The organism is Bradyrhizobium sp. CCBAU 45384 (genome assembly GCF_028128665.1).
Classification (GTDB): Bacteria; Pseudomonadota; Alphaproteobacteria; order Rhizobiales; family Xanthobacteraceae; genus Bradyrhizobium; species Bradyrhizobium manausense.
The window spans coordinates 46193-70868 of sequence record NZ_LBIZ01000111.1; the positions used below are offsets into that span (position 1 = coordinate 46193).

Consider the following 24676-nt stretch of genomic DNA (forward strand, 5'->3'; position numbering starts at 1 on the left):
GCTCATCCGTTGGGCGATGCGCACCTCTGTGAAGCAGCGCGTGGCGCGGCTTCCGCACAGCAGCAAACTGGAATCGAAGCGCATTCAGCAGCTTGATTGAATCGTTTCGATGGTGCGAATCTTGCATCTCTCCTTTCGCCTGGAATTGGAACCGCGTCTAACGCCTTCCGATCTGGCGACAAGGGAAAGGCCGATAAGCCATGAGGCTGGTCGATGCCAGTCTCCAGACATCGACGCTCGACGACTTCATCGCGTCGAGCCTCGATCATTTTGCCCCGAAAATCCGAGCCGATCACGCTGGCGCTGTCGCTCCGGCGCGAATGATCATCCCTGCGGCTCCATGCAAACAATGCCCGGAAGCCAATCTCTCGCGATTGATCTCTTGAGACTTGGGAGGACGATGATGGAGTCGAGAATATCCACGCGCCAAAGGCTCGTGACACTGGTGGTCGCGCTGTTGGGAATTGCGCTTCTCTACCTCGCCCTCGGCGAGGTTGCGCTCGCCGAGGATACGGCCCCGCCCGCCTGCGGCGGCAAGATCCTCGAAAAGTGCACGCCCAATTCCGGCGACACCGCCTGGATGCTCACCTCCGTTGCGCTGGTGCTGATGATGACGGTTCCGGGGCTTGGGCTGTTCTATGGCGGCATGGTGCGCAAGAAGAACGTCGGCGACACCGTGATGACCAGCTTCGCGGTGACCTGCCTCGTCACCATCCTGTTCGCGATCCTGACCTACAGCCTGGCCTTCCGCGCCGGCACGCCGTTCATCGGCGGGCTGGACCGCATGTTCCTGAGGGACATCCTCAGCGACATCGGCAAGGGCGGGATCGGCAATCCCAATCCGCTCGCGGCGACGATTCCCGAAAGCGTCTACATCTGCTTCCAGATGACGTTCGCGATCATCACGCCGGCGCTGATTGCAGGGGCGTTCGCCGAGCGGATGAAATTCTCCGCGATGCTCTGGTTCATCGGCCTGTGGGCGATCTTCGTCTACGCGCCGATCGCGCATTGGGTGTGGGGCCCCGACGGCATCTTCTCGTCCGGCAACGACGCCGCCTGGGTCAAGGTGCTCGATTTCGCCGGCGGAACCGTCGTGCATATCAACGCCGGCGTCGCGGGCCTGATGTGCGCCATCATGCTCGGCAAGCGCAAGGAAACGGGACCGGCGCACAACATGGTGCTGACCTTCATCGGCGCCTCGCTGCTGTGGGTCGGCTGGTTCGGCTTCAACGCGGGCTCCGCGGTGACGGCAGGCATGCAGGCCGGCATGGCGATGCTGGTGACGCAGATCGCAACGGCGGTCGCCGGCTTCACCTGGATGCTGGTGGAGTGGTCGCTCAAGGGCAAGCCGACGGTTGTCGGCATCTGCTCGGGCGCGGTCGCGGGCCTCGTCGCCATCACGCCGGCGTCCGGTTTCGTGGGCCCGGTAGGGGCCTTCGTGATCGGCATCGCGGCCGGCGTTCTCTGCTACTGGGGATGCACCGGGCTCAAGGCCATGTTCAGCTATGACGACGCGCTCGATTGCTTCGGCGTCCATGCCCTCGGCGGCATCGTCGGCGCGCTGCTCACCGGGGTCTTTGCCGTCGAGCAATATGGCGGCACTGCGGGCGTGCTGGAAGGAAATCCCGGCCAGTTCGTCAACCAGTGCATCGGCGTCGCTACCGTCTTTGTTTACGACGCCGTCGTCAGCCTGATCATCCTCTCCGTGATCAAGCTGTTCGTCGGTTTGCGGGTGTCGGAGGATATGGAGCGCGACGGTCTCGACCTCGCACTGCATGGCGAGGTCGTGCACTAGCTGCGGTAGTAGCGCCACATCCGCAGGAAGGTGCGATGGATCATGTCCGGCGGCTGATCGAACGGCTCGACATTGATCCGTACCATGTTGGTGTGGCTCATCCGCCAGGGCAGGCGCATCAGCCAGCGCCAGGACGGTTGCTTGCGCCAGTCGGCCACGAGCGCGCTGGTGAGCGGTGCGTTCAGCACGATCTGGAGTTCATGCACCGTCATGGCGCGCTCGGCGATCTCGACGAGATCGATGCGCTCGATGGCGCGCCACCGGATCAGGCCGAAGGCCTGGATGAAGATGCCGTATTGGTTCGCGCCGATCGTGGGCCGGCCGGACTCGAGCAGCGGAATGTTGTAGTAGGTGAACCCGGCCGCGAGTGCCGCGAGCGCAAGCCAGTAGATCGCGCCGGTGAGAAGCGCAGCCGTGCAGAAGATCGCGGCGAGCGCCGCCGTGACGTAGACCGGAAAATAGGTATCGTCGCGGCCGTAAGCGACCGAATAGCCACCGACATGTCCCTCGTCCAAGGCTGCGATCATGGATTTGGAGGCTACGACCATTGGTCGCAAATAAAAACGGGGTCGCGAGCGCCCCGTAAAACTCGGCAGCATTGGCCGATCTTACTTTGATCTCGCCGACTTGGCCGCCTGCGCGCTCATCAGGCAGGCAGGAGGGACGCCTGATCCTCCCTTGCGCGCCACGCGGCGATCTGCTTTTCGAGTGCGCGGCATACGTCGTCCACCACGCTGGCCCAGTCGCCGCGCGTTGTCTGCCTGAACAGCCGCATCGATCGATACCACGGGCTGTCGTCGCGCTCGATCAGCCAGCGCCAATCCGGATTGAAGGGCAGCAGCGTCCAGACGGGCGCGGCTAGCGCGCCGGCGAGATGGGCGACGCTGGTGTCGACTGTGATCACCAGATCGAGACAGGAGATCAGCGCCGCTGTTTCGCTGAAGTCGGTGAGATGCTCCGTAAGGTCGACGATGTCACGGCGTTCGGCGAGGAAGGCGCGGTCCTGATCGCGAACGCCTTTTTGCAGGGAGACGAACTGGGCGTCGCAATCCAGCAGCGGCGCGAGCGTGCGCAGCGCCATCGATCGGTTGTGATCGTTCTTGTGGTCAGGATTGCCGGCCCAGACCAGGCCGACGCGGAAGCGATCGTGAGCGCCAAGCCGCTGTTCAAGCCGGTCTTCCCACGCTGTCATTCGCGTTGCCGGCGGCGCAGGAACGTAGCCGTGCGCGAGCGGGATCGTATCGAGCCGCGTGCCGAATGCCAGTGGCAGCGTTCCCAGGGGGCAGTGCAAGTCGAATTCCGGCGTCGAGGAGCGGCCGATGCATTCTGCGACCCCTTCGATGCCGCCCAGAAGCTGTTGGATCGGAGGCTCGACCTCGAGAATGACGCGCGCGCCTGATGCCGCCACCATGGGCACATAGCGGGCGAACTGGATCGCATCGCCCAGCCCCTCGTCGGAGTGCAGCAGGATGGTCTTGCCTGCGAGCGGCTGGTCGCCACGCCAAAGGGCTTGCGAAAATCCGCGATCGACCAGGCCGACTGAAGGCAACCGCCAACGCGCCTCACGCGCAACCCAGCCGTGCTCGAAATCGCCAGTGAGGAGCTGAAGCGTCGCCAGATAGAACAGCGTCTGCGCATCATCAGGTGCGGCGGCGAGCGATTTGCGCAGGGTCGCAAAGGCCTCGTCCAGCATTTGCAGATGCAGCAGGACCACGGCCTTGTTGTTGAGCACGGCGCGGAAATCGGGGCGGAGCGCGAGCGCGCGATCGAAGCAGGCAAAAGCCTGCTCCAGCCGGCCAAAGCGCCAGTGCAGGAGGCCGAGATTGTTGTGCGTCTCCGCAAGGTTCGGATCGAGCGCGATGGATTTTTCGTAGTCGGCCTCTGCTTCGTCGAAGCGGCCCAGCACCGAGAGACAAACGGCGCGCATCTGATGCAGGGCCGCGGAGCTTCGGTTCAGCCTCTCGGCGATGTCAAAGCATCTTACGGCTTCCGCATGCCGTTCGAGTTCAAGCAGCAGCATGCCGCAATTGTGCGCGGCTTCCCAATAGTGCGGATTGAGCTTCAAGGCCTGCAACAGGTGCTGCGCCGCTTCGTCCTTGTGCCCGAGCTGCCAGAGCAGATTGCCGAGGTGATTCCACAGGCCGGCATCGTCGGGCTTCAGGCTCAAGGCATGGCCGTAGTGGTGCCGTGCGTCCTCGAGCCGGCCCTGTCGCTCCAGCACTGTGGCGAGGCTGAGGAGATACTCGGCCTTCGGCGCTTGCCGGACGGCTCGGCCGATCCATTCCTCGGCGGCGTCAGGCTGCTTCGCGTGAAAACAAAGCGCACCCAGGAGATGGAGCGCATCCGGGTGCTGCTCATCCAGTGTCAGCGCCTGCTGGCAGCACAGCTCGGCCTCGGCAATTCGCCCCGACTGAAAATGCGCAAAGCCGGCCTGGCAGAGTGCGGCCGGCGAGGTTCTTCCGGTTTGTTTGGCCGCCGCGGCCCGGCGCTGTCTGCGATTCATGAATGGTTGGAGCGGTGGTAGTCGGATCCACTCTAACCACGCCAGGATTTCGCGAGGCTGGCGGTGTGCTGCGCTCGCAATGACGTGTGGAGAGATCGGACACGCAAAAGAAAACGGGGCCCCGAAAGGGCCCCGCAAAACGTATCGACGCTTTCGCCGATCTTACTTGATCTTGGCTTCCTTGAACTCGACGTGCTTGCGCGCGACCGGATCGTACTTCTTCTTGACCAGCTTGTCGGTCATGGTGCGCGAATTCTTCTTGGCGACGTAGTAGAAGCCGGTGTCGGCCGAGGACACGAGCTTGACCTTGATGGTGACCGCTTTGGCCATGTTCTGAACCTCAGAAAATCAGGGGAATCTGGAGCCGGCCAAACGGCCCGCGTTGGCCGGCAACCTAGCCAGAAACCGGGGGAAGTCAAGGATTTAGGGCCGGAAAACCACTCAAATCGGGCCGATTAAGCCTCGAAGAAGCGGTTTTTCGGCCGCGGCAGGCCCAGATTCTCCCTCAAAGTGGCCCCTTCATACTCTTTGCGGAAAATCCCGCGCTTCTGCAGCTCCGGGACCACCTTGTCGACGAAATCGTCCAGGCCGGCGGGCAGGAACGGGAACATGATGTTGAAGCCGTCGGAGCCACGCCCGACCAGCCATTCCTCCATCTGGTCGGCGATGGTCTTGGCCGTGCCGACGAAGGACAGCCCGCCATAGCCGCCGACACGCTGGGCGAGCTGGCGCACCGTGAGCTTGTCGCGCTTGGCGAGGTCAACCATGCGCTGGCGGCCGCTCTTGCTGGCGTTGGTCTCGGGGATCTCGGGGAGCTGTCCATCGGGATCGAAGCCGGAGGCGTCGGTGCCGAGGATCACCGAGAGCGAGGCGATGGCGCTGTCGTAATGCACGCGGCTGTCGAGCAGGGCGCGCTTCTCCTTGGCCTCGTCGACGCTGTCGCCGACCACGACGAAGGCGCCCGGCAGGATCTTGAGGTGTTCAGGGTCGCGGCCGATCTTCTCCATGCGGCCCTTGATGTCGGCATAGAGCTTCTGCCCGTCGGCGAGGCTGCCGCCGCCGGTGAAGACGGCTTCCGCAGTCTCGGCCGCAAGCTGCTTGCCGTCTTCCGACGCGCCGGCCTGAACGATTACGGGCCAGCCCTGCACCGGGCGGGCGATGTTGAGCGGGCCGCGCACCCTCAGATATTTGCCGTGGTGGTCGAGCACGTGCATCTTCGAGGGATCGAAGAACAGCCCGCTCTCGACATCGCGCACGAAGGCGTCGTCGGCGAAGGAATCCCACAGGCCGGTGACGACGTCGTAGAATTCGCGGGCGCGCTTGTAGCGCTCGGCGTGCTCCATGTGGTCGTCGAGACCGAAATTCAGTGCGGCGTCCGGGTTCGAGGTCGTGACGATGTTCCAGCCGGCGCGGCCGCCGCTGAGATGGTCGAGCGAGGCGAAGCGGCGAGCGACGTGATAGGGCTCGTCGAAGGTGGTCGAGCCCGTCGCGATCAGGCCGATGCGTTCGGTGACGGCGGAAAGGGCAGAGAGCAGCGTGAACGGCTCGAACGAGGTGACGGTATGGCTGCGCTTGAGCGCGTTGACCGGCATGTTCAACACGGCGAGGTGATCGGCCATGAAGAAGGCGTCGAACTTGCCGGCCTCGAGTTTTCTGATCAGCGTCTTGATGTGTGAGAAGTTGAAATTGGCGTCGGGCCAGGCCCCGGGATAGCGCCAGGCGCCGGTGTGGATGCTGATCGGGCGCATGAACGCGCCAAGCTTGAGTTGCCGTTGTGCCATCGCGCCCAAAATCCCGTTCTGGTGTTGTTGGGGAAAGACATAGGCACGCGGCGGAACTCCGCCATTGGGATGGCCAAGAAGAATTTTTTGTTTTTTGCGACACGTTCAGCACGTTTCCGTCATTCCGGGGCGCCGCGTTAGCGGCGAGCCCGGAATCCATTGGGCCGCGGTGACCGTCGAGCGATGGATTCCGGGCTCGCGCCAAGGGGCGTGCCCCGGAATGACGGGGAGAGAGCAAGCCGTCGAACCAATCCGGCACCCGCGCCGACCAAGCCATGACCTTCGCTCCCGAGGAGACCTTTCATGGCCAGCGCAACGACCGTAGACGGCGGCATCGTCCGGATCGACCGACCGATGCCGTGGTTCGGCCGGCTGCTGTCGCTGCCGCTGCTGGCGGCGGGCTTCTATCTGCTGTGGAATGTCGCGCTCGGCCTGCGCCAGGATTTCTCCGGCTTCGGCCGGCTTGCCGACGACCTTGTGCCGGTGCTGGTGTTTTCGGGCCTCGGGCTGCTCGTCGGCATTCCCGGCCTGATCCTGCTGACCTTCCGCAGCTTCGTCGTGCTCAACGCGGCTCTGCGCCAGATCGTCGTCACCAGGCAATTCGGCCCGCTGAACTTTCGCAAATCGCGCGATCTCGCCGATTATCACTTCATCAGCATCACCGACGACTACGATCCCGAGCTGACGACCTACGACGTCAATCTCTGCGGCAACAAGGGCACCGAGCCGATCACACTGCAGAGCTTCACCAAGCGCGAGGATGCAAACAAGCTCGCCAGCGAACTCGGCCGCGTCTTAAAGCTGCCGGCGCGCGATTATGTCGGCACGGAGCCCGACGCGGATTAGAAAAAGCACGCAGTTGTCATTCCGGGGCGCCGCCAAGCGGCGAGCCCGGAATCCATCGGGCCGCAGAGACTGACACGGGATGGATTCCGGGCTCGCGCTGCGCGCGCCCCAGAATGACAGGTCAGCTCAAAATATCCTTCTGCATCTCGCCGCCGTAGAAATGGAAGAACGGCACCGGCGCGTCGTGGCGCAAGGGGCCGGTGGCAAGACGGGTGTGGAGCTCGTTGAGCACATTCCGCGTCATGGGATGCAGATCGGCGAGCGGCCTTGAGCCGAGCTCGACCCAGACCAGTTCGACCAGCTCCGCATCCGCATGGATCACGCCCTCGACGTGATGGGTGATCGCCGACGCATCGGCGGTGAAGAAGCGCGTGTCGAACCGCTTGACGCGGCCGGGCGGGGTGATCGCGCGGGCGATCAGGAACAGGCTGGAGGGATCGGGCAGGAGGCCCGCATCGGCGAACGGCTTCCAGGGGCCTTCGAGCCTCGCCTTGCCTTCAGCCTTGCGTCCGAGGCAGAGGCCGGTTTCCTCGCAGGCCTCGCGGATCGCGGCGATCGCCAGCGATTTGGCGCGCGAGGCCGGCGTCTTCGGGCTGCCCTTGGCGAGATTGGCCTCTAACTCTGGCGTGATGGGGGCCGCACACGGCACGCGATGATCATCCTTGTCGACGCGGCCGCCGGGGAAGACGAATTTTCCGGGCATGAACACGACCTTGTCGTGGCGCTTGCCGACCAGCACCTTTGGAATTCTGCCGCTGCGATCGACCAGGATCAGCGTTGCCGCATCCCGAGGGCGGAAATAGGGATGGTGATCGGCTTCCTTTTCCTCGTGGACTTTGGCCTTCTCGGCTGTCTGCGCCGTATCGCTCATATCCTCACCCAGACGGTTCTTGCTTATTGCTTACACAGGCGGAATACCACCCGGCGGGTTCTCGTCAAACCCGTGCATGCGCAGAGCCCATTGCAAGCCGACCACAGCTCCCTTCACCGGCTGCAGCAGGGCGAGCGAGGCGAAGAAGGTGAAGGGCAAATAGGCCACGAAGCTGAGCCAGACCGGCGTCGTGTAATTGGTTTCGATCCAGAGGATGGTGGGCACCACGATGTGGCCGACGATGACGATGACGAGATAGGCGGGCAGATCGTCGGCGCGGTGCGGCGTGAAGTCGAGGCCGCAAGCTGCACAATTGTCCGCCGTCTTCAGGAAGGCGCGGAACAGCTTTCCCTGGCCGCAGCGCGGGCAGCGGCCGCGAAAGCCGCGCTTCATCGCCGCCCAGAGGTCGCGCTTCTCGATGAGGCCAGTCTCGCGCGTCCAGATTTTTGGCGCCGTGCTCATGGTCACCAAGCCTTGCCCTTGTTGCCTTTGCTCTTGCCCTTGTTCTTTCCCTTGTCCTTTCCCTTGCCCTTCGCCTTGCCGGATTTTTGCTTTGATGGCTTGCGTTTTTTATCCGGGCTGCGGCCGGGATGGGCCTTGAAGGAGGGGCGGCGTTGCGGATTGGGGCGCCTGCGATCGCGCGGGCTCGTCTCGCTGGAGGACGACAGCAGCTCGAAACGCAGCGCGCCGGCAACGGGGGCAGCTTCAATCAACCTGATGTCGACGACGTCACCGAGCTGGTACATGGTGCCGCTGCGCGTGCCGATCAGCGCGTGGCGGCTCTCGTCATAGTTGAAATATTCCGTGCCGAGGGATCGGATCGGGATCAATCCGTCGGCGCCGGTGTCGCTCAGCTTCACGAACAGGCCGGCACGGGTGACGCCGGAGACGCGGCCCTGAAAGGTCGCGCCGATGCGGTCGGCGAGGTGATGCGCGATCAGGCGGTCGACGGTCTCGCGTTCCGCCTTCATCGCGCGCCGCTCGGTCAGCGAAATGTGGGCCGCGACTTCGCTTAAAGTTTCCGGCGTCTCGCTGTCGGGCAGGGCGCCTTCGCCGAGCCCGAGCGCGCGGACCAGCGCGCGGTGCACGACGAGGTCGGCATAGCGACGGATTGGCGAGGTGAAATGCGCGTACCGACGCAAATTCAGGCCGAAGTGTCCATAGTTTTCCGACGAATATTCCGCCTGGGCCTGGGCGCGCAGCACCACCTCGCTCACCAGCGGGTAGTAGTCATGGCCTTCGAGCTGGGCCAGCACGCGGTTGAACAGGGTCGGGCGCAGCGCGCCTGATTTGGTGAAGGGGACGTCGAGCGTCTCCAGGAATTCTGCGAGCGCATGGACCTTCTCCAGCGTCGGCTCGTCATGGACGCGGTAGATCAGCGGGAGCGACTTCTTCTCCAGCATCTCGGCGGCCGCGACATTGGCGAGGATCATGAACTCCTCGATCAGCTTGTGCGCGTCGAGACGCTCCGGCACGACGACGCGGTCGACGGTGCCGTCGCTCTTCAAGAGGATCTTGCGTTCGGGCAGATCGAGATTGAGCGGATCGCGCTCATCGCGCGCGCGCTTGACGCAGGCGTAAGCCGCATAGAGCGGCCTCAGGATCGTGTCGAGCAGGGGACCGGTGGTGTCGTCCGGCCGGCCGTCGATCGCAGCCTGCGCCTGCGCGTAGCTCAGCTTCGCAGCCGAGCGCATCAGGATGCGATGAAAGCTGTGCGACTTCTTGCGGCCATCAGGGGCGACGATCATGCGCACCGCGAGCGCGCCGCGCGGCTCGCCCGGCACCAGCGAGCAGAGATTGTTGGAGATGCGCTCGGGCAGCATCGGCACGACACGGTCGGGGAAATAGACCGAGTTGCCGCGGTCGAGCGCGTCGCGGTCGAGCGCGGTGCCCGGCCGGACGTAGAAGCTCACGTCGGCGATGGCGACGTCGACGATGAAGCCGCCCTTGTTGTTCGGATCAGGGTCTGCTTGCGCATGCACCGCGTCGTCGTGATCCTTGGCATCAGGCGGATCGATGGTGACGAGGGGGACGTCGCGCCAGTCTTCGCGTCCCCTGAGATTCGCAGGCTCCGCCGCTTCCGCCTCGCGCTCGGCGGCGGTGGAGAACTGCAGGGGGATGTCGTGGGCGTAGATCGCAATCAGGCTGATCGCCTTCTCCGACTTGACCGAGCCGAGCTTCTCTTTGACGCGGCCTGAGGCTAGGCCAAAGCTGCGGGTGCGGACGATGTCGACACTGATGAGGTCGCCGTCCTGCGCGCCCTTCGTGTCGGCGGCGGCGATATTCAGCTCGCGGTCGGCCATCTTCTTGTCGACGGGGATGAGCCGTCCGCCGCCTTCAGGCAGCGCGCGGAACACGCCGAGGATGCGGCTCTTGACCTTGTCGATGAGCTTGATGATACGGCCGCGATAGGCCGGGCCTTCGCCCTCGTCCGTGCGCTCGACCCGCAGCAATGCGCGGTCGCCGATTCCGGCGGCGGTGCCGGGTTTGGGCCGGCGCGGCATCTCGATCAGGATCTTTGGCGGCTCGCCGCTCTCGACCTCGTCCCATTCGGCGGGGGAGGCGATCAGCTCGCCGTCGCGGTCGCGGCCGGTGATATCGGCGAGCAGCGTCGGCGGAAGGACGTCCGGCTCGGAGACCGTATGGCGTTTCTTCTTGATGGTGCCGTCGTCGGCGAGCTCGCGCAAAATGCGCTTGAGCTCGATGCGGTCGGCGTTCTTCAGGCCGAACTCGCGCGCGATGTCGCGCGTTCCGACCTTTCCTGGATGTGCCTTGATGAAGGCGACGATGGCTTGCCTGTCGGGAAAGCCACGGTCTTTCTTTGGTTTCACTTAACCTCTAATTCTTGCCGGCACTCTTCTTGGCCGGAGCCTTGGTGGCGGCGCTCTTGGTCGGCGACGTCTTGGCAGTCGTCGACACGGCAGCGCGCGCCTTGCTTGTGGATTCGGATTTGGCCGCGGCTTTCTTCGCGGCCGGTTTCTTTGGCTTCGGCGCGGTGTCGTCACCGTCCGCAGCCTGCTCTGTCGTCTTTTTGGCCTTGGCCGGCTTCGCGGCCTTCTTGGCCTTCGCCTTGCCGCCGCCCTTTCCGCCCCCTTTGGCCGCTCGCTCGTCGATCAATGCGATCGCCTGCGCCAGCGTTACCGTGTCCTTTTCGAACTCGGCCGGGATGGTCGCGTTGACGCCGCCCGCGGTGACATAGGCGCCATAACGGCCGCTCTTCACGGTGACGGTGCCGAGGGTGGGATGATCGCCGAGCGCCTTGCCGGGATCGGCACCAAAACGGCGGCTCGGGCCCTTGGCGACCTTCTCGGCAATCAGCGTCACGGCGCGGTTGAGGCCGATGTCGAAGACTTCGTCGCCGGCCTCGAGGCTGGCATAGGTCTTCTCGTGCTTCACGAACGGCCCGAAGCGGCCGAGGCCCGCCGTGATCGGCTGGCCGGTCTCGGGATGCTTGCCGATCTCGCGCGGCAGCGACAACAGCTTGAGCGCAAGCTCCAGGTCGACATCGCTGGGCGAGGTGCCCTTCGGGATGCCCGCACGCTTCGGCTTCTCGCCTTCCTCATAATCCTTCTGCTCACCGAGCTGGATGTAGGGGCCGAAGCGGCCGGCCTTGACCCAGACATCGCGGCCGGTCTCCGGATCCTGGCCGAGCGAGCGGTCGGCGGTGGTCTCTCCGTCGGCGGCGAGCTGACGGGTGTAGCGGCATTCCGGATAGTTCGAGCAGCCGACAAAGGCGCCGAACTTGCCGGCCTTCAGATTGAGCCGGCCGGTGCCGCAGCTCGGGCACTGCCTGATGTCGCCCCCATCGGCGCGCGGCGGATAAATGTGCTGGCCCAGCATGTCGTCGAGCACGTCGAGCACCTGCGCGACGCGCAGATCCTTGATCTCCTCGACGGCGCCGATGAAGCCGGTCCAGAAATCCCTCAGCACCTGCTGCCAGGAGATCTCGTTGTTGGAGATGCGGTCGAGCTGCTCTTCCAGGTTGGCGGTGAAGTCATACTCGACGTAGCGGTTGAAGAAGCTTTCGAGGAACGCGACCACGACGCGGCCCTTGTCCTCGCCATGCAGGCGCTTCTTCTCGAGCTTGACGTAGCCACGGTCCTTCAGCACCTGCAGGATCGAGGCATAGGTCGAGGGCCGGCCGATGCCGAGCTCTTCCATCCGCTTGACCAGCGAGGCTTCGGAGAAACGCGGCGGCGGCTCGGTGAAGTGCTGGGTGACGGAGAGCGACTGCCGCTTGATCGCCTCGCCCTGGCTCATCGCGGGCAGGCGGCGGGAGTCTTCGTCCTCCTCGTCGTCGCGGCCTTCCTGATAAAGTGCGAGGAAGCCGTCGAACTTGACGACCTGCCCGGTGGCGCGCAGCTCCAGCGTGCGACCGCCGGCCTTGGCCGTGATGTCGACCGTGGTGCGCTCCAGCTCGGCCGATTCCATCTGGCTCGCGATGGTGCGCTTCCAGATCAGCTCATACAGCCTGGCCTGATCGGCATCGAGCCTGCGGCTCATGTTGTCGGGACGGCGCGTGAGGTCGGTGGGGCGGATCGCTTCGTGCGCTTCCTGGGCGTTCTTGGCCTTGGCCTGGTACTGGCGCGGGGCGTCAGGCACATAGGCGTTGCCGTAATCCTCGCCGATCACCTTGCGTGCCTGGGTGATCGCGGACGGATCGATCTGCACGCCGTCGGTACGCATATAAGTAATGAGTCCGGTGGTCTCGCCGCCGATGTCGATGCCTTCATAGAGGCGCTGGGCGATGCGCATGGTGTGCGCCGGCGCAAAGCCGTATTTGCGGCTGGCTTCCTGCTGCAAGGTCGAGGTGGTGAAGGGCGCCTGCGGATTGCGGCGCGCGGGCTTGGCGTCGACCGCGGTCACCGCGTAGGTGGCCGCTTCCAGCGCCTTCTTGAAGTCCTCGGCTTCCGCGCCGGTACCGATGTCGAGGCGCTGGATCTTCTTGCCGTCGGCGCCAACCAGGCGTGCCTCGAAGGCGTCGCCGCGCGGTGTCAGCAGGGTCGCGATCAGCGACCAGTACTCACGCGGCACGAACTTCTCGATCTCCAGCTCGCGGTCGCAGACGAGGCGCAGCGCCACCGACTGCACGCGGCCGGCCGAGCGGGCGCCCGGCAGCTTGCGCCACAGCACGGGGGAGAGGGTGAAACCGACCAGATAGTCGAGCGCGCGGCGCGCCATATAGGCGTCGACCAGCGCGCCGTCGATCTGGCGCGGGTTCTTCATGGCGTCCGTGACCGCCTGCTTGGTGATGGCGTTGAACACCACGCGCTCGATCTTCTGATCTTTCAGCGCGCGCTTCTCCTTCATCACCTCCAGCACGTGCCAGGAGATGGCTTCGCCCTCGCGATCAGGGTCGGTCGCCAGAATCAGGCGGTCGGCACCCTTCAGGGATTTGGCGATATCGTTGAGCCGGCCGGCCGCCTTGGGGTCGACCTCCCAGATCATCTTGAAATTGGCCTCGGGATCGACGGAACCGTTCTTCGCGGGCAGGTCGCGAACATGGCCGAACGAGGCCAGAACCTCATAGGACGAGCCCAAATATTTGTTGATCGTCTTGGCTTTCGCCGGCGACTCCACAATGACGATATTCATGTAGTTCCAGTAACTTACGGGGAAATCTCGGGCCGATTTCCTCTAGATTCGGGTCGGCCGTTTCGTCCCGAACATGGGTGGTGGGGCGGGTCCTGTCAAATCGAAGGGTGTTGAAAGCCCGCCGAATGGGAAAAGTTTCATATCGAGAAAGTTGCAAATTACCACCTTGGAGTTGTGGTCGCTGTAGGCGTAATGTCCCCGCGGGGCATGGATTCGGGTGGACTGGTGGCAAAACCAGGACGGAAACGCGCGCGCGCCGCGTCGCGCGCGCAAGCACGTTCGCGCAACGAGGAACCGGGCGAGGGCGGCGCTGACGAGGCGGTTGCCTTCATAGCCGAGCAGGTGGCCAGCTTGCGCAAGCTCGCCGAGCGCCACAAGCTGGGCGTGCTCCATTATCTCCTGGGCATGACCAAGCTGGAGGCCGATGAGCACCTTCGGCTGCGGAGCAAGCGCAAGCTGTCATGAGGGAGTTCGTAGCCCGGATGCAGCGAAGCGAAATCCGGGGCCTTTGCGCGGGAGAATCCCGGATTGCGCTTCGCTGCATCCGGGCTACGGGGGCTGTCATGCCCCGCCACCGGGTCTCGCCTTCGGCGAGCCCGATGACAGGCTCCGGCGGGGCATCCAGTACGCCGCGGCTTCTCCGTATCCTTCGCCGTCTCTGGAATACTGGATCGCCCGCCCCAGTGCGCAAACGCGCACAAGGCGGCCGATGACATCGAGTGCTTGGTTATAGCTTTGCCACAGAGCGACTAGCGCGAGGGTTGTCAGGCCGACCGCCGGCGCGGTGCCGGCCGCAGCTTCACCATTGTATCGGGATGACTGAGCAGCCGGCCGTCCTCGGCGCGCAGTTCGAGCTTCTTCACCGGTCGGCCTTTCGCGCGATCGACCAGGATGGTCGCGATCTGCTCGGGATGATCGTCGAATTCCTCGCTCCATTGCCGAAGCGCGACCAGGATCGGGAAGAGGCCGCGGCCCTTCGGCGTCAGCACATATTCGTGGTAGGCGCTGCCGTCGGAGGCGGGGGCTGTATCCAGAATGCCGTGGTCGACCATCGACCGCAGCCGCGCCGACAGGATGTTCTTGGCCATGCCGAGCTTGCTCTGAAACTCGCCGAAGCGGCGCACGCCGAACAGCGCCTCGCGAATGATCAGCAGCGACCACCAGTCGCCAATCGCCTCCAGCGATCGTGCGATCGGGCAGGCATCACCCTCAAAACTCGTTCGCTTCACCATGGTGCTGGTCCTGTCGCATTCGCCCGGTCTTGGCGCCGATCACGCGGATGTGTGGTTGCATCATAAAACCATATGCCCTAGATGGCAACATAGTTTCATTATGCAACCACTGGAGACGAGCATGAGGCTGACGAACAAGACGGCATTGATCACCGGCGGCAACAGCGGCATTGGCCTGGCAACGGCGAAGCTGTTCGTGGCCGAGGGCGCCAAGGTGATCGTCACCGGGCGCAACAAGGAGACGCTGGAGGCCGCGGCCAGGGAACTCGGCCCGAACGCGATCGCGCTGGCTGCCGATGCCACCGACATCGCCGCGACCGAAGCTGCGATCAAGAAGGGCACCGACAAGTTCGGCAAGCTCGACATTTTGTTTGCCAATGCCGGCATTCCCGGCGCCACGCCGCTGGGATCTGCGACGCTCGAGGTGTTCGAGAAGGTGATCAGCACCAATCTCACCGGCGTGTTCTTCACGGTGCAGTCGGCGCTGCCTTATATCAACGACAATGCCTCGATCATTCTCAACGGCTCGGTGATCTCGGTGCTCGGCAACCCCGGCTACTCGGCTTATGGCGCGGCAAAGGCCGGCGTGCGGGCGATGGCGCGGATCATGGCTTCGGAACTGTCGCCGCGCGGCATTCGCGTCAATGTCGTCGCGCCCGGCGCGGTCCGCACGCCGATCTGGGGCGCGGCGATTGCAACGCCTGACGCGGAGAAGGCGTTCGAGAAGCGTATCGGGCTCGCGACGCCGTTGGGACGCATTGGCGAGCCGGATCACATCTCGAAGACGGTGCTGTTCCTCGCCTCGGACGATGCCGCCCATATTCAGGGCCAGGAGATCTTCGTCGATGGCGGCGCGGTTGCCTCACCCGCCGGCGCGCCGATCTATCGCGGCTGATCAATTCAGTTTCAAACTGAATCGGCCGGCCCTCCGAAAATGGTTGCGCCGGCCGGTTCCCGCGTCTCGGGAGAGGTATTTTCTGAAGCTTGCGTGACGCGTTGAACCTTTGCGTGCGCTGCCAAGACTTTTCTACGGGCAGGGGTCATAGGACTCATTTGAGGGAGCCCGTCATGCCAAAAGCAGCACGCATTTTAGCTCCGATTTCAGACCCGCGTATTTACACTGAACGCTCCGCAGTTCCTGCCAAGCACTCCGATATGTCTGAGTTCATCGGGGTTGCCATCTTCTCCGGCATCGGCCTGCTCATGTCGCTCGTGGCCGTAATCCTGGGCATCCAGGGCTCCTGGTTTTAGCTTCGCAAACAATCTGCCGATCTGTCAGCCGCCGCAGCACCGCTCGCGGCTGACGTCGTCGGCGTAGCCTCAGGCCGCCTGCAGACCCGTTGCGGCCTGGAGGGCCCCCGCAAGCGCCTTTTCGCGATGTTCGGGCCCGAGATTGACGCCGTCGGCGGAGATGAATTCCAGGCTCGTGATCCCCATGAAGCCGAACACCCAACGCAAATAGGTTTCCAGATGTTCGCCGGCCGCGTACGGCGTCTCGGCGCCATAATGACCGCCGCGCGAAATCGCCACGATCACGCGCTTGTCGCCAACAAGGCCTTCCGGGCCGCTCGCGTCATATTTGAACGTCTTCCCCTTCACCAGCACGCGGTCGATCCAGGCCTTGAGCTGGCTCGGAATCGTGAAATTGTACATGGGCGCGCCGATCACGACGATGTCGGCATCGAGGAACTCATTCAGGACAGTCTCGCTCGCGGCGAGGTCAGGTCCGAGCTCCGCAGGCGCGGGTGCGCCCTGGGCGGCGGCCAAGTGGGATCCGGACAAGTGCGCGAGCGGGGTCTCGGTCAGGTCGCGGTAGACGACCTCAAGCGAGGGCGTGGCCTGCCTGAGCCGGTCGACGATGGCGGCGGAAACCTGCCTGGAGACGGAGTGGGGGCCGAGGACGCTGGAGTCGATATGGAGGAGTTTCATTGGGGTCACCCATGGTATAGATTTGTAACCCGCACTACATGAGTGACTGTCAAAAACCCCGCAAGAACGCACATTTTTGAGCCATGGGCACATCTTTGGAACCGAGACACATCGATTTTCCTGCCGAACGGAGGCCCGATCCCAACCATTCCGACTGCCGCAACGTCGCCTCGATCCTCGCGCGCGTCGGCGACAAATGGAGCGTGCTCGTGATCATGATGCTCAGCGACGGGCCGAAGCGCTTCAACGAGCTGAAGCGAATGATCAACGGCATCTCGCAGCGGATGCTGACCCTGACGCTGCGCGGGCTGGAGCGCGACGGCCTCGTCACGCGCACGATTTTTCCGACCATTCCACCGCGCGTTGATTATGAGTTGACCGATCTCGGCCACGGGCTGCAGCAGCCGGTGAAGGCGCTGGGCGAGTGGGCGATCGCGCACCAGGAGAAGATCGCGGCGGCGCGCACGCGGTTCGACGAGCGCAACAACGCCTAGATCAGCGACACCAGTCCGCCGCCGTGGTGTTCGAGCCGGCCGGCGAGCTCGAGCTCCAGCAGCACCATGCGCACGATCGCGGGTGAGGCGCCGGACAAGCGCACGAGATCGTCAATCGAGATGGGGGCGGGGCCGAGCAGGCCGGTGATCTGGTCGCGGTCGTGGCCTTGCGGATCGCTCTCGAACGGCTTGCTGTCGGGCTCGCTCGCGGGACTCATCAGCGGCCGCTCCACGATCGGCTGCACCGCATTGATGATGTCGGACGCTTCCGTGACAAGCGTTGCACCCTGCTTGATCAGATCATTGGTGCCGGCGGCGCGCGGATCGAGCGGCGAGCCGGGCACCGCGAACACTTCGCGGCCCTGTTCGGCGGCCATGCGCGCGGTGATCAGCGAGCCGGAGCGGTGTGCGGCTTCGACCACGACCACGCCGAGCGATGCGCCCGAGATCAGCCGGTTGCGGCGAGGGAAGTCGCGGGCGCGCGGCTCGTGGCCGAGCGGCATTTCCGAGATCGCAGCGCCCTGATGATCGAGGATCGCGCTGAGCAGATCGCCATGCTCGGGCGGATAGATGCAGTCGTGGCCGCCGGCGAGCACCGCGATGGTGCCGCTCTCGACGCTGGCGCGATGCGCGGCCTGGTCGACGCCGCGGGCAAGCCCTGAGATGATGATGAAGCCGGCCTCGCCAAGCTCGCGCGCGAGCTGGCCGGCGAATTTCAGGCCGGCTCCGGAGGCATTGCGTGAGCCGACGATCGCAATCATCGGCCGCATCAGCGTCGCTCTGTCGCCGCGTATGGCAAGCAAAGGTGGGGCATCGTCGAGCGTCGAAAGCCGCGCCGGATATCCGTCCTCGCCGGGCGCGAGCCAGGCGATGCCGAACTTTCGGCTTGCGGCGAGCTCGGCCTTCGCTTCGTCCACGCTGCAGATGCGCCCCGACCGCTGCGCGCCGCCGCGGCGGGCCAGATCCGGCAGCCGCTCCAGCGCCGTGCGGACGCTGCCGAAATGATCGACCAGCGAGCGGAAGGTGCGTGGCCCCACATTGTCCGAGCGGATCAGCCGCAGACGGTCGATCCGCTCTTGCTCGCTCAGCTCCACGCTCTTGTTGATGGCGTCCACGGTGTCTCCTTGCAGAGGCAGCATGGAACAACCTGAGGCTGTGAGCAAGCGTTGGCATGCGCTTGCGCGGCCTTGTCGCAATGCTAAAAGCGATGCCAATAAGAAGGGTATTGCCATGATTTCACTCGCCGATCTCCAGCGCCGCATCGAAGCGGGCGAGCTTTCGCCCGAGCACGCCATCTCCCAGTCGCATGCGGCGATCGAGGCCAAAGAGAAGGACGTCCATGCCTTCGTCCGCCACGACATCTCGGCGAAGGCGCAGGCCTCCGGTCCGCTGCGCGGCATCGCCGTCGGGATCAAGGACATCATCGACACCGCTGAAATGCCGACCGAGATGGGCTCGGAGATCTATCGTGGCTGGCAGCCGCGCGCCGATGCGCCTGTCGTGATGATGTTGAAGCGGGCGGGCGCCACCATCATCGGCAAGACCACGACCACGGCGTTCGCATCGCGCGATCCCACGCCGACGCTCAATCCGCACAATCCCGGTCATACGCCTGGAGGTTCGTCGTCGGGCTCGGCGGCCGCCGTCGGCGCCGGCATGATCCCGCTGGCGCTGGGCACGCAGACCGGCGGCTCGGTGATCCGGCCTGCCGCCTATTGCGGCGCCGCCGCGATCAAGCCGTCGTTCCGGATGCTGCCGACGGTCGGCGTGAAATGCTATTCGTGGGCGCTCGACACGGTCGGCCTGTTCGGATCGCGCGCGGAAGATCTCGCGCGCGGACTGTTGGCGATGACCGGCCGCACCGAGTTCTCCGGCATTGTGCCGGCGAAAGCGCCGCGTATCGGCGTGGTCCGGCAGGAGTTTGCCGAAGCCGCTGAGCCGGCGGCAGAGGAGGGCTTGCTGGCCGCGATCAAGGCGGCCGAGAAGGCCGGGGCCAGCGTGCAGATCATCGATCTGCCCGAAGCGGTCAAGGAAGCCTGGCGCATCCACCCGATCATCCAGGATTTTGAGGCGCATCGCGCGCTCGCCTGGGAGTTCGACCAGCATCACGACGAGATTGCACCGATGCTTCGCGCCAGCCTTGATGAGACCGTCGGGCTGACGCCGAAGGAATATGATGATGCGCGCCGCATTGCCCGCCGCGGCCGCCGCGAGCTCGGTGAGCTGTTCGAGGGTTTCGACGTGCTGCTGACTTATTCCGCGCCCGGCACCGCGCCGGCCAAGGAGCTCGCCTCGACCGGCTCGCCCCGCTATAACAGGCTGTGGACGCTGATGGGCAATCCTTGCGTCAACGTGCCGGTGATGAAGGTCGGCGGCCTTCCTGTCGGCGTGCAGGTGGTCGCGCGCTTCGGCAACGATCCCGGCGCGCTGGCGGCGGCGTGGTTTTTGGAGAATGCGCTGGCGAAATCAGGCTAGCGCGGGTTCGGCGGCGGGCAACGGGCGCTGGGTCGCGGCGGCAGTTGCGCCAAGCCAACGCTCGGCGGCCTCGCGGCCGCTTCGGTGCAGCAGGCGGATGAAGCCGCGGCCGAGATCGGTCGACGAGCGCTGCGCAAGTCCGTCAACAGAGTCTTCGGCGGCGATCTTGGAGAGCCGCAGCGCTGGCGCTGCGTGCGCCTGCGCCCATTCGATCGCTGCGATCTCGGCCTTGAGCGCGGCATTGGCCGCAATCTGGTCGAGACGGCGGTCGATCGCGGCGAGCGTGATCGGTACATAGCTGTCGCGCGTCGGCGTGACCTGGACGAGCAGCAGATCGGCAGTCGTCGATTGCTGCGCAAGTTTCAGCAGCGGCGGATTGCCGCCGAAGCCGCCATCCCAATAGGCCTCGCCATCGATCTCGACGGCGCAGTGAACGAGGGGCGGACAGGTCGAGGCGAGCGCGACATCCGCGGTGATGGCGTCGTTGCCGAAAATCTGCTGCTGGCCGTCGCGGATCCGCGTCGCCGCGATCAGCAGCTTCGGGCATTTCGCATCGCGCAAGGCGGCAAAATTCATGTCGCGCGAGAGCGCCTGGCGCAGCGGGTCGAGATCGAACGGATCGAACTGGCCGGAGCGCAGCGTCGGTCCGAAGGCGACCGAGCTTCCTGCCGGCGAGAAGCCGCCGACCAGCATCAGCGAGCGGAAAGAGGCCTCGTGCATCAACCGGGTCCAGAACCGGTTCAGCCGGTTGCGGGCACCTTCGCGGCCGCCCTCGGCAAGGCCGCAGGCGAGGAGCAGCGCGTTGATGGCGCCGGCGCTGGCGCCGCTGATGGTGTCGAATTCGATGGATGGCTCTTCCAGGAGCCGCTCCAGCACGCCCCAGGTGAAGGCGGCGAACGTGCCGCCGCCCTGGAGCGCCAGCGAGAGTTTCCGCGGCGGCCATTGCTGGGGACGAGTCCGCGCAACGGGCGCGGCTGTCGTTACGACCGGCGCGGGCGCTTGCACGATGGTAGCGGGCGGCGGCGCCGGCGGAGGAACGGGAGCGGGTTTTGGCGCGGGAGGCGGTGTAGGCACGTCAGACCAGATATTGGTCGTCAGCAGCAGGCGGCTCGCCGCAGTGCTCTGCGAGCTACCTTCCTCATGCGTGCCGTCAATCTTCTCGCTCATTCTGAGCAACCGCGTAACGCCATGTCCACTGTCAGGATGACAGGCATGGAACCTGACCGCCACTAGCTCCCGCGTGTGGGGTGAAAGTTTCGAACAGGATTTGGCATATAATGCGGAAGAGGCGCGGCGGTATCCGTACTTTTTCCGATCTTGGATTCGAAAGCGCTGTTTAGGCCTTCTCGCCGATGCGGCCTTCTTTTCCTGATTGCAGCCGCTTGATGTTCTCGCGGTGCATGTAGAACAGCAGCAGCGTCAGCACGACGGACAGCGAGGCCAGGGCAAGGTGGCCGAACCACCACAGGAACAGCGGTGTGATGAAGGCCGCCACCAGCGCGGAGAGCGAGGAGTAGCGGGTGGTGAAGGCCGTCGCGAGCCAGATCAGGCAGAACACCAGTGCCGCCGGCCAGAACAGGCCGAGCAGGATGCCGATATAGACGGCGACGCCCTTGCCGCCCTTGAACTTGAGCCAGACCGGGAAGAGGTGCCCGAGGAAGGCGCCGAGACCTGCCAGCATCGCGGCATTGGGGCCGGCGATGTAGCCTGAGATCACCACGGCCGCGGTGCCCTTGAGCGCGTCGAGCAGCAGGGTTGCCGCGGCAAGGCCCTTGCGGCCGGTGCGCAGCACATTGGTGGCGCCGATATTGCCGGAGCCGATCGAGCGCAGATCCTGCGTGCCGGCAAGCCTGGTCAGGATCAGCCCGAACGGAATCGAGCCGAGGAGGTAGCCGATGATGAGGGCCACCGGCAGGAATGCATCAAGCCCCATGGCGGCCTCTCCATGGCTGACATAACCAGCGCCCATTAGACATGCTCGTAAACCGTTCGTCCGCCGACGATGGTCCTGATGGCCCGGCCTGTAAAGCGGGCTTCGTCGAACGGGGTGTTCTTGCAGGGCGATTTCAGTTCGGCGGGATCGACCACCCAGGGAACATCAGGGTCGATCACCACGACATCGGCTGGGCTGCCCACGCGCAGGGTTCCGCCCGGAAGGCCAAGCAGTTCGGCCGGCCGCGTCGACATGGCCCGGATCAGCGTCTTGAGGTCGAGCTCCTCATTGTGGACCAGCCGCAGGCCCGCCGGCAGCATGGTCTCGAGCCCGATGGCGCCGGGAGCGGCTTCCGCGAACGGCAGGCGCTTGACCTCGACGTCCTGCGGATTGTGGTCGGACATGATGACGTCGACGAGGCCGGAGGCCACCGCCTCGACCAGGGCGCGGCGGTCGTCCTCGGTGCGCAGCGGCGGCGACAGTTTCAGGAAGGAGCGGTAGGGGCCGATGTCGTTCTCGTTCAGCGCAAGATGATTGATCGAGACCGATGCGCTGACGGCAAGGCCGGCGTCGCGGGCGCGCTTCAGGATCTCGAGCGAGTCGATGCAGGACAGCGAGGCCGCGTGATAGCGGCCGCCGGTCAGCGCGACCAGGCGCATGTCGCGTTCGAGGATGACGGCCTCGGCGGCCTTCGGGATGCCCATCAGGCCGAGGCGCGAGGCGAACTCGCCCTCGTTCATCACGCCTTCGCCGACGAGGTCCGGGTCTTCGGTGTGATGCACGATCAGCGCGTCGAAATCGCGGGCGTAGGTCAGCGCGCGCCGCATCACCTGCGAATTGGTGACGCTGCGGTCACCATCGCTGAAGGCGATCGCGCCGGCGGCCTTGAGCAGGCCGAACTCGGTCATCTCCTCGCCGCGCATGCCCTTGGTGAGCGCTGCCATCGGCTGGATGTTGACGATCGCGGTGTCGCGCGCGCGGCGCATCACGAAATCGACGGTCGCGGAATTGTCGATGACGGGCGATGTATCCGGCTGGCAGATGATGGTGGTGATGCCGCCGGTCGCGGCCGCCTGGCTGGCGCTCGCAAAGGTCTCGCGATGGCTGAAGCCGGGCTCGCCGACAAAGGCGCGCATGTCGACCAGGCCCGGCGCCACGATCTTGCCGGAGCAGTTGATGACGTCGGTCCCCTCGGGGACGCCGGCCGCCCCAATGCCGCGGCGGGTCTCGCGGATGATGCCGTCGGCAATCAGGACGTCGCCGGGGCCGTCGAAATCCCTGGAGGGATCGACGACGCGGGCGTTGGCGAGCAGGATCGGGCGGCGGTCGATCAGCACGGGCATCACGCGTTCGGCAGGTTTCGGGCGAGTGCTTCCAGCACCGCCATGCGCACGGCAACCCCCATCTCCACCTGTTCGCGGATCAGGGACTGCGCGCCGTCGGCAACCGCGGTGTCGATCTCGACGCCGCGGTTCATGGGACCGGGATGCATCACCAGTGCATCGGGCTTGGCGTAGGCGAGCTTCTTCTGGTCGAGCCCGAAATAATGGAAATATTCCGATGTCGACGGCACGAAGGAGCCGTTCATGCGCTCGCGCTGCAGCCGCAGCATCATCACAATATCGGCGCCGTTGAGGCCCTCGCGCATGTCGCGCGCGACCTCGACGCCCATCCGCTCGATACCCGGCGGCAGCAGCGTGGAGGGGCCGACGACGCGGACACGAGCGCCCATGGTGTTGAGCAGGATGATGTTCGAACGCGCCACGCGCGAATGCAGCACGTCGCCGCAGATCGCAACCACGAGGCCCTCGATCCGACCCTTATTGCGGCGGATGGTGAGCGCATCGAGCAGCGCCTGGGTCGGGTGTTCATGCGCACCGTCGCCGGCATTGATCACGGAACCGTCGACCTTGCGCGCCAACAGTTCCACCGCGCCGGAGGCGTGATGGCGCACCACCAGGATGTCGGGGTGCATGGCGTTGAGCGTCATCGCGGTGTCGACCAGCGTTTCGCCCTTCTTGATGGACGAGGAGGACACCGACATGTTCATGACGTCGGCACCCAAGCGCTTGCCCGCGAGCTCGAACGAGGATTGGGTCCGGGTCGAGGCTTCAAAGAAGAGGTTCACCTGCGTCCGTCCACGCAGGACGGTGCGCTTCTTGTCAACCTGGCGGTTGAGCTCGACATATTCTTCGGACAGGTCGAGGAGGCCGGTAATGTCGGCCGCGGAAAGGCCCTCGATGCCCAGCAAATGCCGGTGGCCGAGGACGAAGGTCGATTTCGATGTCATTAAAGCGAGAGCTATAGGCGCGGATGGCTGATGGAGCAAGGGCCAATGCCGGGGCGGGGAGTTATCCCCTGCGGACTCTGTTACACGCTCATTCCGGGATGGCGCGCAAGCGCCAGACCCGGAATCTCGAGATTCCGGGTCCGATGCTTTGCATCGCCCCGGAATGACCCGGAGGCATCGTGAGACTAATTCCTGCTGCATTCGTATCAATCGTCTCAATCTCCGCCGCCCACGCCCAGTCACTCCCCGGCGGCTTCGTCTATCTGCGGGAAATCGATCCCAGCATCATCCAGGACATCCGCTACGCCACGCCGAACAATTTCGTCGGCCGTCCGCTCGCCGGCTATGGTGCCGGCGAATGCGTGGTGAAGCGCGAAGTCGGCCTGCGGCTGAAAGCGGTCCAGCAGGAACTGGCGACGCAGAACCTGTCGCTGAAAATGTTCGACTGCTACCGGCCGGCGCGGGCCTCGCTCGACATGGTGAGATGGTCGCAGAACGGCCGCGAGACCGCGGCCGATCGGCGTTACAATCCGAAGATTCCCAAGACCGAGCTGTTCCGCCTCGGCTATATCGCGAGCCGCTCGCAGCATTCCACGGGCGCCGCGCTCGATCTCACGCTGGTCGATCTCAAGGCCGACAATTCCGCCAGGATCGATCCGTCAAGGTCCTACGCTGATTGCACGGCGCCGGTCGCGGCGCGGCTGCCGGAAGGCAGCGTCGACATGGGCACCGGCTATGACTGCACCGATGAGAAAGGGCATACCGCAGCACCGTCGATCTCGCCCGATCAGCGCGCCTGGCGCAGGCGGCTGGTGGCTGCGATGGCGAGGCAAGGCTTTGTGAACTATTCGAAGGAGTGGTGGCATTTTTCCCTGCCGGGGGCGGGCGGGGCGGCCTATGATTTCCCGATCCAGCCGCGGCGGAACTGATTC

General features: G+C 64.9%; 23 protein-coding genes. 8 read left to right on the forward strand and 15 right to left on the reverse strand.

All coding sequences use genetic code 11. From position 1 onward, the window contains the following. The first annotated feature begins 400 nt into the window (after positions 1-400). Positions 401-1795 (forward strand): ammonium transporter, encoded by a 1395-nt coding sequence (locus XH80_RS22265; protein WP_271600417.1) that lies wholly within the window; start codon positions 401-403, stop codon positions 1793-1795. Here XH80_RS22265 and XH80_RS22270 read toward each other — a convergent pair. The 4 genes from XH80_RS22270 to XH80_RS22285 form a co-directional block, all read right to left on the reverse strand. After that, positions 1792-2322 (reverse strand): hypothetical protein, encoded by a 531-nt coding sequence (locus XH80_RS22270; RefSeq protein ID WP_271600418.1) that lies wholly within the window; start codon positions 2320-2322, stop codon positions 1792-1794. The two genes, XH80_RS22265 and XH80_RS22270, sit on opposite strands and share 4 nt — an antisense overlap. Before the next feature lie 119 nt (positions 2323-2441). Beyond that, positions 2442-4298: a tetratricopeptide repeat protein gene (locus XH80_RS22275; RefSeq protein WP_271600419.1), complete on the reverse strand. Its 1857-nt coding sequence runs from the start codon at positions 4296-4298 to the stop codon at positions 2442-2444. A gap of 162 nt (positions 4299-4460) precedes the next feature. Next, positions 4461-4628: a 50S ribosomal protein L33 gene (rpmG, locus tag XH80_RS22280; protein WP_057756569.1), complete on the reverse strand. Its 168-nt coding sequence runs from the start codon at positions 4626-4628 to the stop codon at positions 4461-4463. A 125-nt stretch (positions 4629-4753) separates the two neighbouring features. Continuing rightward, on the reverse strand, positions 4754-6079 hold the full coding sequence (locus XH80_RS22285; protein ID WP_271600420.1) for an LLM class flavin-dependent oxidoreductase: 1326 nt from the start codon (positions 6077-6079) through the stop codon (positions 4754-4756). A 303-nt stretch (positions 6080-6382) separates the two neighbouring features. Here XH80_RS22285 and XH80_RS22290 point away from each other — a divergent pair, with 303 nt between their 5' ends. Next, entirely contained in the window at positions 6383-6925 is a 543-nt protein-coding gene (locus XH80_RS22290) for a hypothetical protein (protein ID WP_271600421.1), read from the forward strand. Positions 6926-7046: 121 nt separating this feature from the next. Here XH80_RS22290 and XH80_RS22295 read toward each other — a convergent pair whose 3' ends face one another. From XH80_RS22295 to topA, 4 genes are read right to left on the reverse strand one after another with little or no spacing between them, the layout of a single operon-like run. Beyond that, the gene (locus XH80_RS22295; RefSeq protein ID WP_271600422.1) at positions 7047-7796 is read right to left on the reverse strand and encodes an NUDIX hydrolase; all 750 of its coding nucleotides are present in this window, start codon (positions 7794-7796) and stop codon (positions 7047-7049) included. 30 nt (positions 7797-7826) lie between these two features. After that, positions 7827-8267 carry a DUF983 domain-containing protein gene (locus XH80_RS22300; RefSeq protein ID WP_271600423.1) on the reverse strand — a complete coding sequence of 147 codons (441 nt, stop codon included), beginning with the start codon at positions 8265-8267 and terminating at the stop codon, positions 7827-7829. Beyond that, positions 8261-10627: a ribonuclease R gene (gene rnr / locus XH80_RS22305; protein ID WP_271600424.1), complete on the reverse strand. Its 2367-nt coding sequence runs from the start codon at positions 10625-10627 to the stop codon at positions 8261-8263. The genes XH80_RS22300 and rnr overlap by 7 nt, the downstream gene beginning before the upstream one ends. A 7-nt stretch (positions 10628-10634) precedes the next feature. Next, positions 10635-13391 carry a type I DNA topoisomerase gene (topA, locus tag XH80_RS22310; protein WP_271600425.1) on the reverse strand — a complete coding sequence of 919 codons (2757 nt, stop codon included), beginning with the start codon at positions 13389-13391 and terminating at the stop codon, positions 10635-10637. 225 nt (positions 13392-13616) lie between these two features. Here topA and XH80_RS22315 point away from each other — a divergent pair, with 225 nt between their 5' ends. Then, a complete protein-coding gene (locus tag XH80_RS22315) occupies positions 13617-13856 on the forward strand; it encodes a hypothetical protein (protein WP_271600426.1) in 240 nt (79 codons plus the stop codon). Positions 13857-14155: 299 nt separating this feature from the next. Here the strand turns inward: XH80_RS22315 and XH80_RS22320 are convergent, their stop codons facing one another. Continuing rightward, entirely contained in the window at positions 14156-14623 is a 468-nt protein-coding gene (locus XH80_RS22320) for a winged helix-turn-helix transcriptional regulator (protein ID WP_271600427.1), read from the reverse strand. A gap of 121 nt (positions 14624-14744) precedes the next feature. Here XH80_RS22320 and XH80_RS22325 point away from each other — a divergent pair, with 121 nt between their 5' ends. Next, a complete protein-coding gene (locus tag XH80_RS22325) occupies positions 14745-15518 on the forward strand; it encodes an SDR family NAD(P)-dependent oxidoreductase (RefSeq protein ID WP_271600428.1) in 774 nt (257 codons plus the stop codon). A 173-nt stretch (positions 15519-15691) separates the two neighbouring features. Continuing rightward, positions 15692-15874 carry a hypothetical protein gene (locus XH80_RS22330; RefSeq protein ID WP_057756550.1) on the forward strand — a complete coding sequence of 61 codons (183 nt, stop codon included), beginning with the start codon at positions 15692-15694 and terminating at the stop codon, positions 15872-15874. Positions 15875-15943: 69 nt separating this feature from the next. On the opposite strand, the gene XH80_RS22335 is transcribed toward XH80_RS22330, so the two are convergent. Beyond that, positions 15944-16552 carry an FMN-dependent NADH-azoreductase gene (locus XH80_RS22335; protein ID WP_271600429.1) on the reverse strand — a complete coding sequence of 203 codons (609 nt, stop codon included), beginning with the start codon at positions 16550-16552 and terminating at the stop codon, positions 15944-15946. Between the two features lie 83 nt (positions 16553-16635). Here XH80_RS22335 and XH80_RS22340 point away from each other — a divergent pair, with 83 nt between their 5' ends. Next, a complete protein-coding gene (locus tag XH80_RS22340; RefSeq protein WP_271600430.1) occupies positions 16636-17046 on the forward strand; it encodes a winged helix-turn-helix transcriptional regulator in 411 nt (136 codons plus the stop codon). On the opposite strand, the gene dprA is transcribed toward XH80_RS22340, so the two are convergent. Continuing rightward, positions 17043-18185 (reverse strand): DNA-processing protein DprA, encoded by a 1143-nt coding sequence (gene dprA / locus XH80_RS22345; RefSeq protein ID WP_271600431.1) that lies wholly within the window; start codon positions 18183-18185, stop codon positions 17043-17045. The two genes, XH80_RS22340 and dprA, sit on opposite strands and share 4 nt — an antisense overlap. Positions 18186-18276: 91 nt before the next feature. Between dprA and XH80_RS22350 the strand changes: the two genes are divergently transcribed. After that, positions 18277-19521 (forward strand): amidase, encoded by a 1245-nt coding sequence (locus XH80_RS22350; RefSeq protein ID WP_271600432.1) that lies wholly within the window; start codon positions 18277-18279, stop codon positions 19519-19521. On the opposite strand, the gene XH80_RS22355 is transcribed toward XH80_RS22350, so the two are convergent. The 4 genes from XH80_RS22355 to XH80_RS22370 form a co-directional block, all read right to left on the reverse strand. Further along, on the reverse strand, positions 19513-20688 hold the full coding sequence (locus XH80_RS22355; protein ID WP_271600433.1) for a patatin-like phospholipase family protein: 1176 nt from the start codon (positions 20686-20688) through the stop codon (positions 19513-19515). The genes XH80_RS22350 and XH80_RS22355 overlap by 9 nt on opposite strands. Positions 20689-20857: 169 nt before the next feature. Then, positions 20858-21454 carry a glycerol-3-phosphate 1-O-acyltransferase PlsY gene (gene plsY, locus XH80_RS22360; protein WP_271600434.1) on the reverse strand — a complete coding sequence of 199 codons (597 nt, stop codon included), beginning with the start codon at positions 21452-21454 and terminating at the stop codon, positions 20858-20860. 35 nt (positions 21455-21489) lie between these two features. Next, positions 21490-22797, reverse strand: coding sequence for a dihydroorotase (locus XH80_RS22365; RefSeq protein WP_271600435.1), 1308 nt, complete (start codon positions 22795-22797; stop codon positions 21490-21492). Continuing rightward, complete coding sequence (locus XH80_RS22370; RefSeq protein WP_143845774.1) at positions 22797-23744, reverse strand: aspartate carbamoyltransferase catalytic subunit; 948 nt, start codon at positions 23742-23744, stop codon at positions 22797-22799. Before XH80_RS22370 ends, XH80_RS22365 begins: the two co-directional genes overlap by 1 nt. Positions 23745-23923: 179 nt before the next feature. Here XH80_RS22370 and XH80_RS22375 point away from each other — a divergent pair, with 179 nt between their 5' ends. Then, on the forward strand, positions 23924-24673 hold the full coding sequence (locus XH80_RS22375) for a M15 family metallopeptidase (RefSeq protein ID WP_271600436.1): 750 nt from the start codon (positions 23924-23926) through the stop codon (positions 24671-24673). Positions 24674-24676 lie beyond the last annotated feature (3 nt).

Coding starts and splice junctions, on each gene's coding strand:
- XH80_RS22270 (WP_271600418.1), bottom strand. CDS start 2,322: ATGATCGCAGCCTTGGACGAGGGACATGTCGGTGGCTATTCGGTCGCT.
- rpmG (WP_057756569.1), bottom strand. CDS start 4,628: ATGGCCAAAGCGGTCACCATCAAGGTCAAGCTCGTGTCCTCGGCCGAC.
- XH80_RS22335 (WP_271600429.1), bottom strand. CDS start 16,552: ATGAAACTCCTCCATATCGACTCCAGCGTCCTCGGCCCCCACTCCGTC.
- XH80_RS22325 (WP_271600428.1), top strand. CDS start 14,745: ATGAGGCTGACGAACAAGACGGCATTGATCACCGGCGGCAACAGCGGC.
- topA (WP_271600425.1), bottom strand. CDS start 13,391: ATGAATATCGTCATTGTGGAGTCGCCGGCGAAAGCCAAGACGATCAAC.
- XH80_RS22320 (WP_271600427.1), bottom strand. CDS start 14,623: ATGGTGAAGCGAACGAGTTTTGAGGGTGATGCCTGCCCGATCGCACGA.
- XH80_RS22350 (WP_271600432.1), top strand. CDS start 18,277: ATGATTTCACTCGCCGATCTCCAGCGCCGCATCGAAGCGGGCGAGCTT.
- dprA (WP_271600431.1), bottom strand. CDS start 18,185: ATGCTGCCTCTGCAAGGAGACACCGTGGACGCCATCAACAAGAGCGTG.
- XH80_RS22285 (WP_271600420.1), bottom strand. CDS start 6,079: ATGGCACAACGGCAACTCAAGCTTGGCGCGTTCATGCGCCCGATCAGC.
- XH80_RS22290 (WP_271600421.1), top strand. CDS start 6,383: ATGGCCAGCGCAACGACCGTAGACGGCGGCATCGTCCGGATCGACCGA.
- XH80_RS22355 (WP_271600433.1), bottom strand. CDS start 20,688: ATGAGCGAGAAGATTGACGGCACGCATGAGGAAGGTAGCTCGCAGAGC.
- XH80_RS22340 (WP_271600430.1), top strand. CDS start 16,636: ATGGGCACATCTTTGGAACCGAGACACATCGATTTTCCTGCCGAACGG.
- XH80_RS22370 (WP_143845774.1), bottom strand. CDS start 23,744: ATGACATCGAAATCGACCTTCGTCCTCGGCCACCGGCATTTGCTGGGC.
- plsY (WP_271600434.1), bottom strand. CDS start 21,454: ATGGGGCTTGATGCATTCCTGCCGGTGGCCCTCATCATCGGCTACCTC.
- XH80_RS22365 (WP_271600435.1), bottom strand. CDS start 22,797: ATGCCCGTGCTGATCGACCGCCGCCCGATCCTGCTCGCCAACGCCCGC.
- XH80_RS22265 (WP_271600417.1), top strand. CDS start 401: ATGATGGAGTCGAGAATATCCACGCGCCAAAGGCTCGTGACACTGGTG.
- XH80_RS22330 (WP_057756550.1), top strand. CDS start 15,692: ATGCCAAAAGCAGCACGCATTTTAGCTCCGATTTCAGACCCGCGTATT.
- XH80_RS22295 (WP_271600422.1), bottom strand. CDS start 7,796: ATGAGCGATACGGCGCAGACAGCCGAGAAGGCCAAAGTCCACGAGGAA.
- XH80_RS22275 (WP_271600419.1), bottom strand. CDS start 4,298: ATGAATCGCAGACAGCGCCGGGCCGCGGCGGCCAAACAAACCGGAAGA.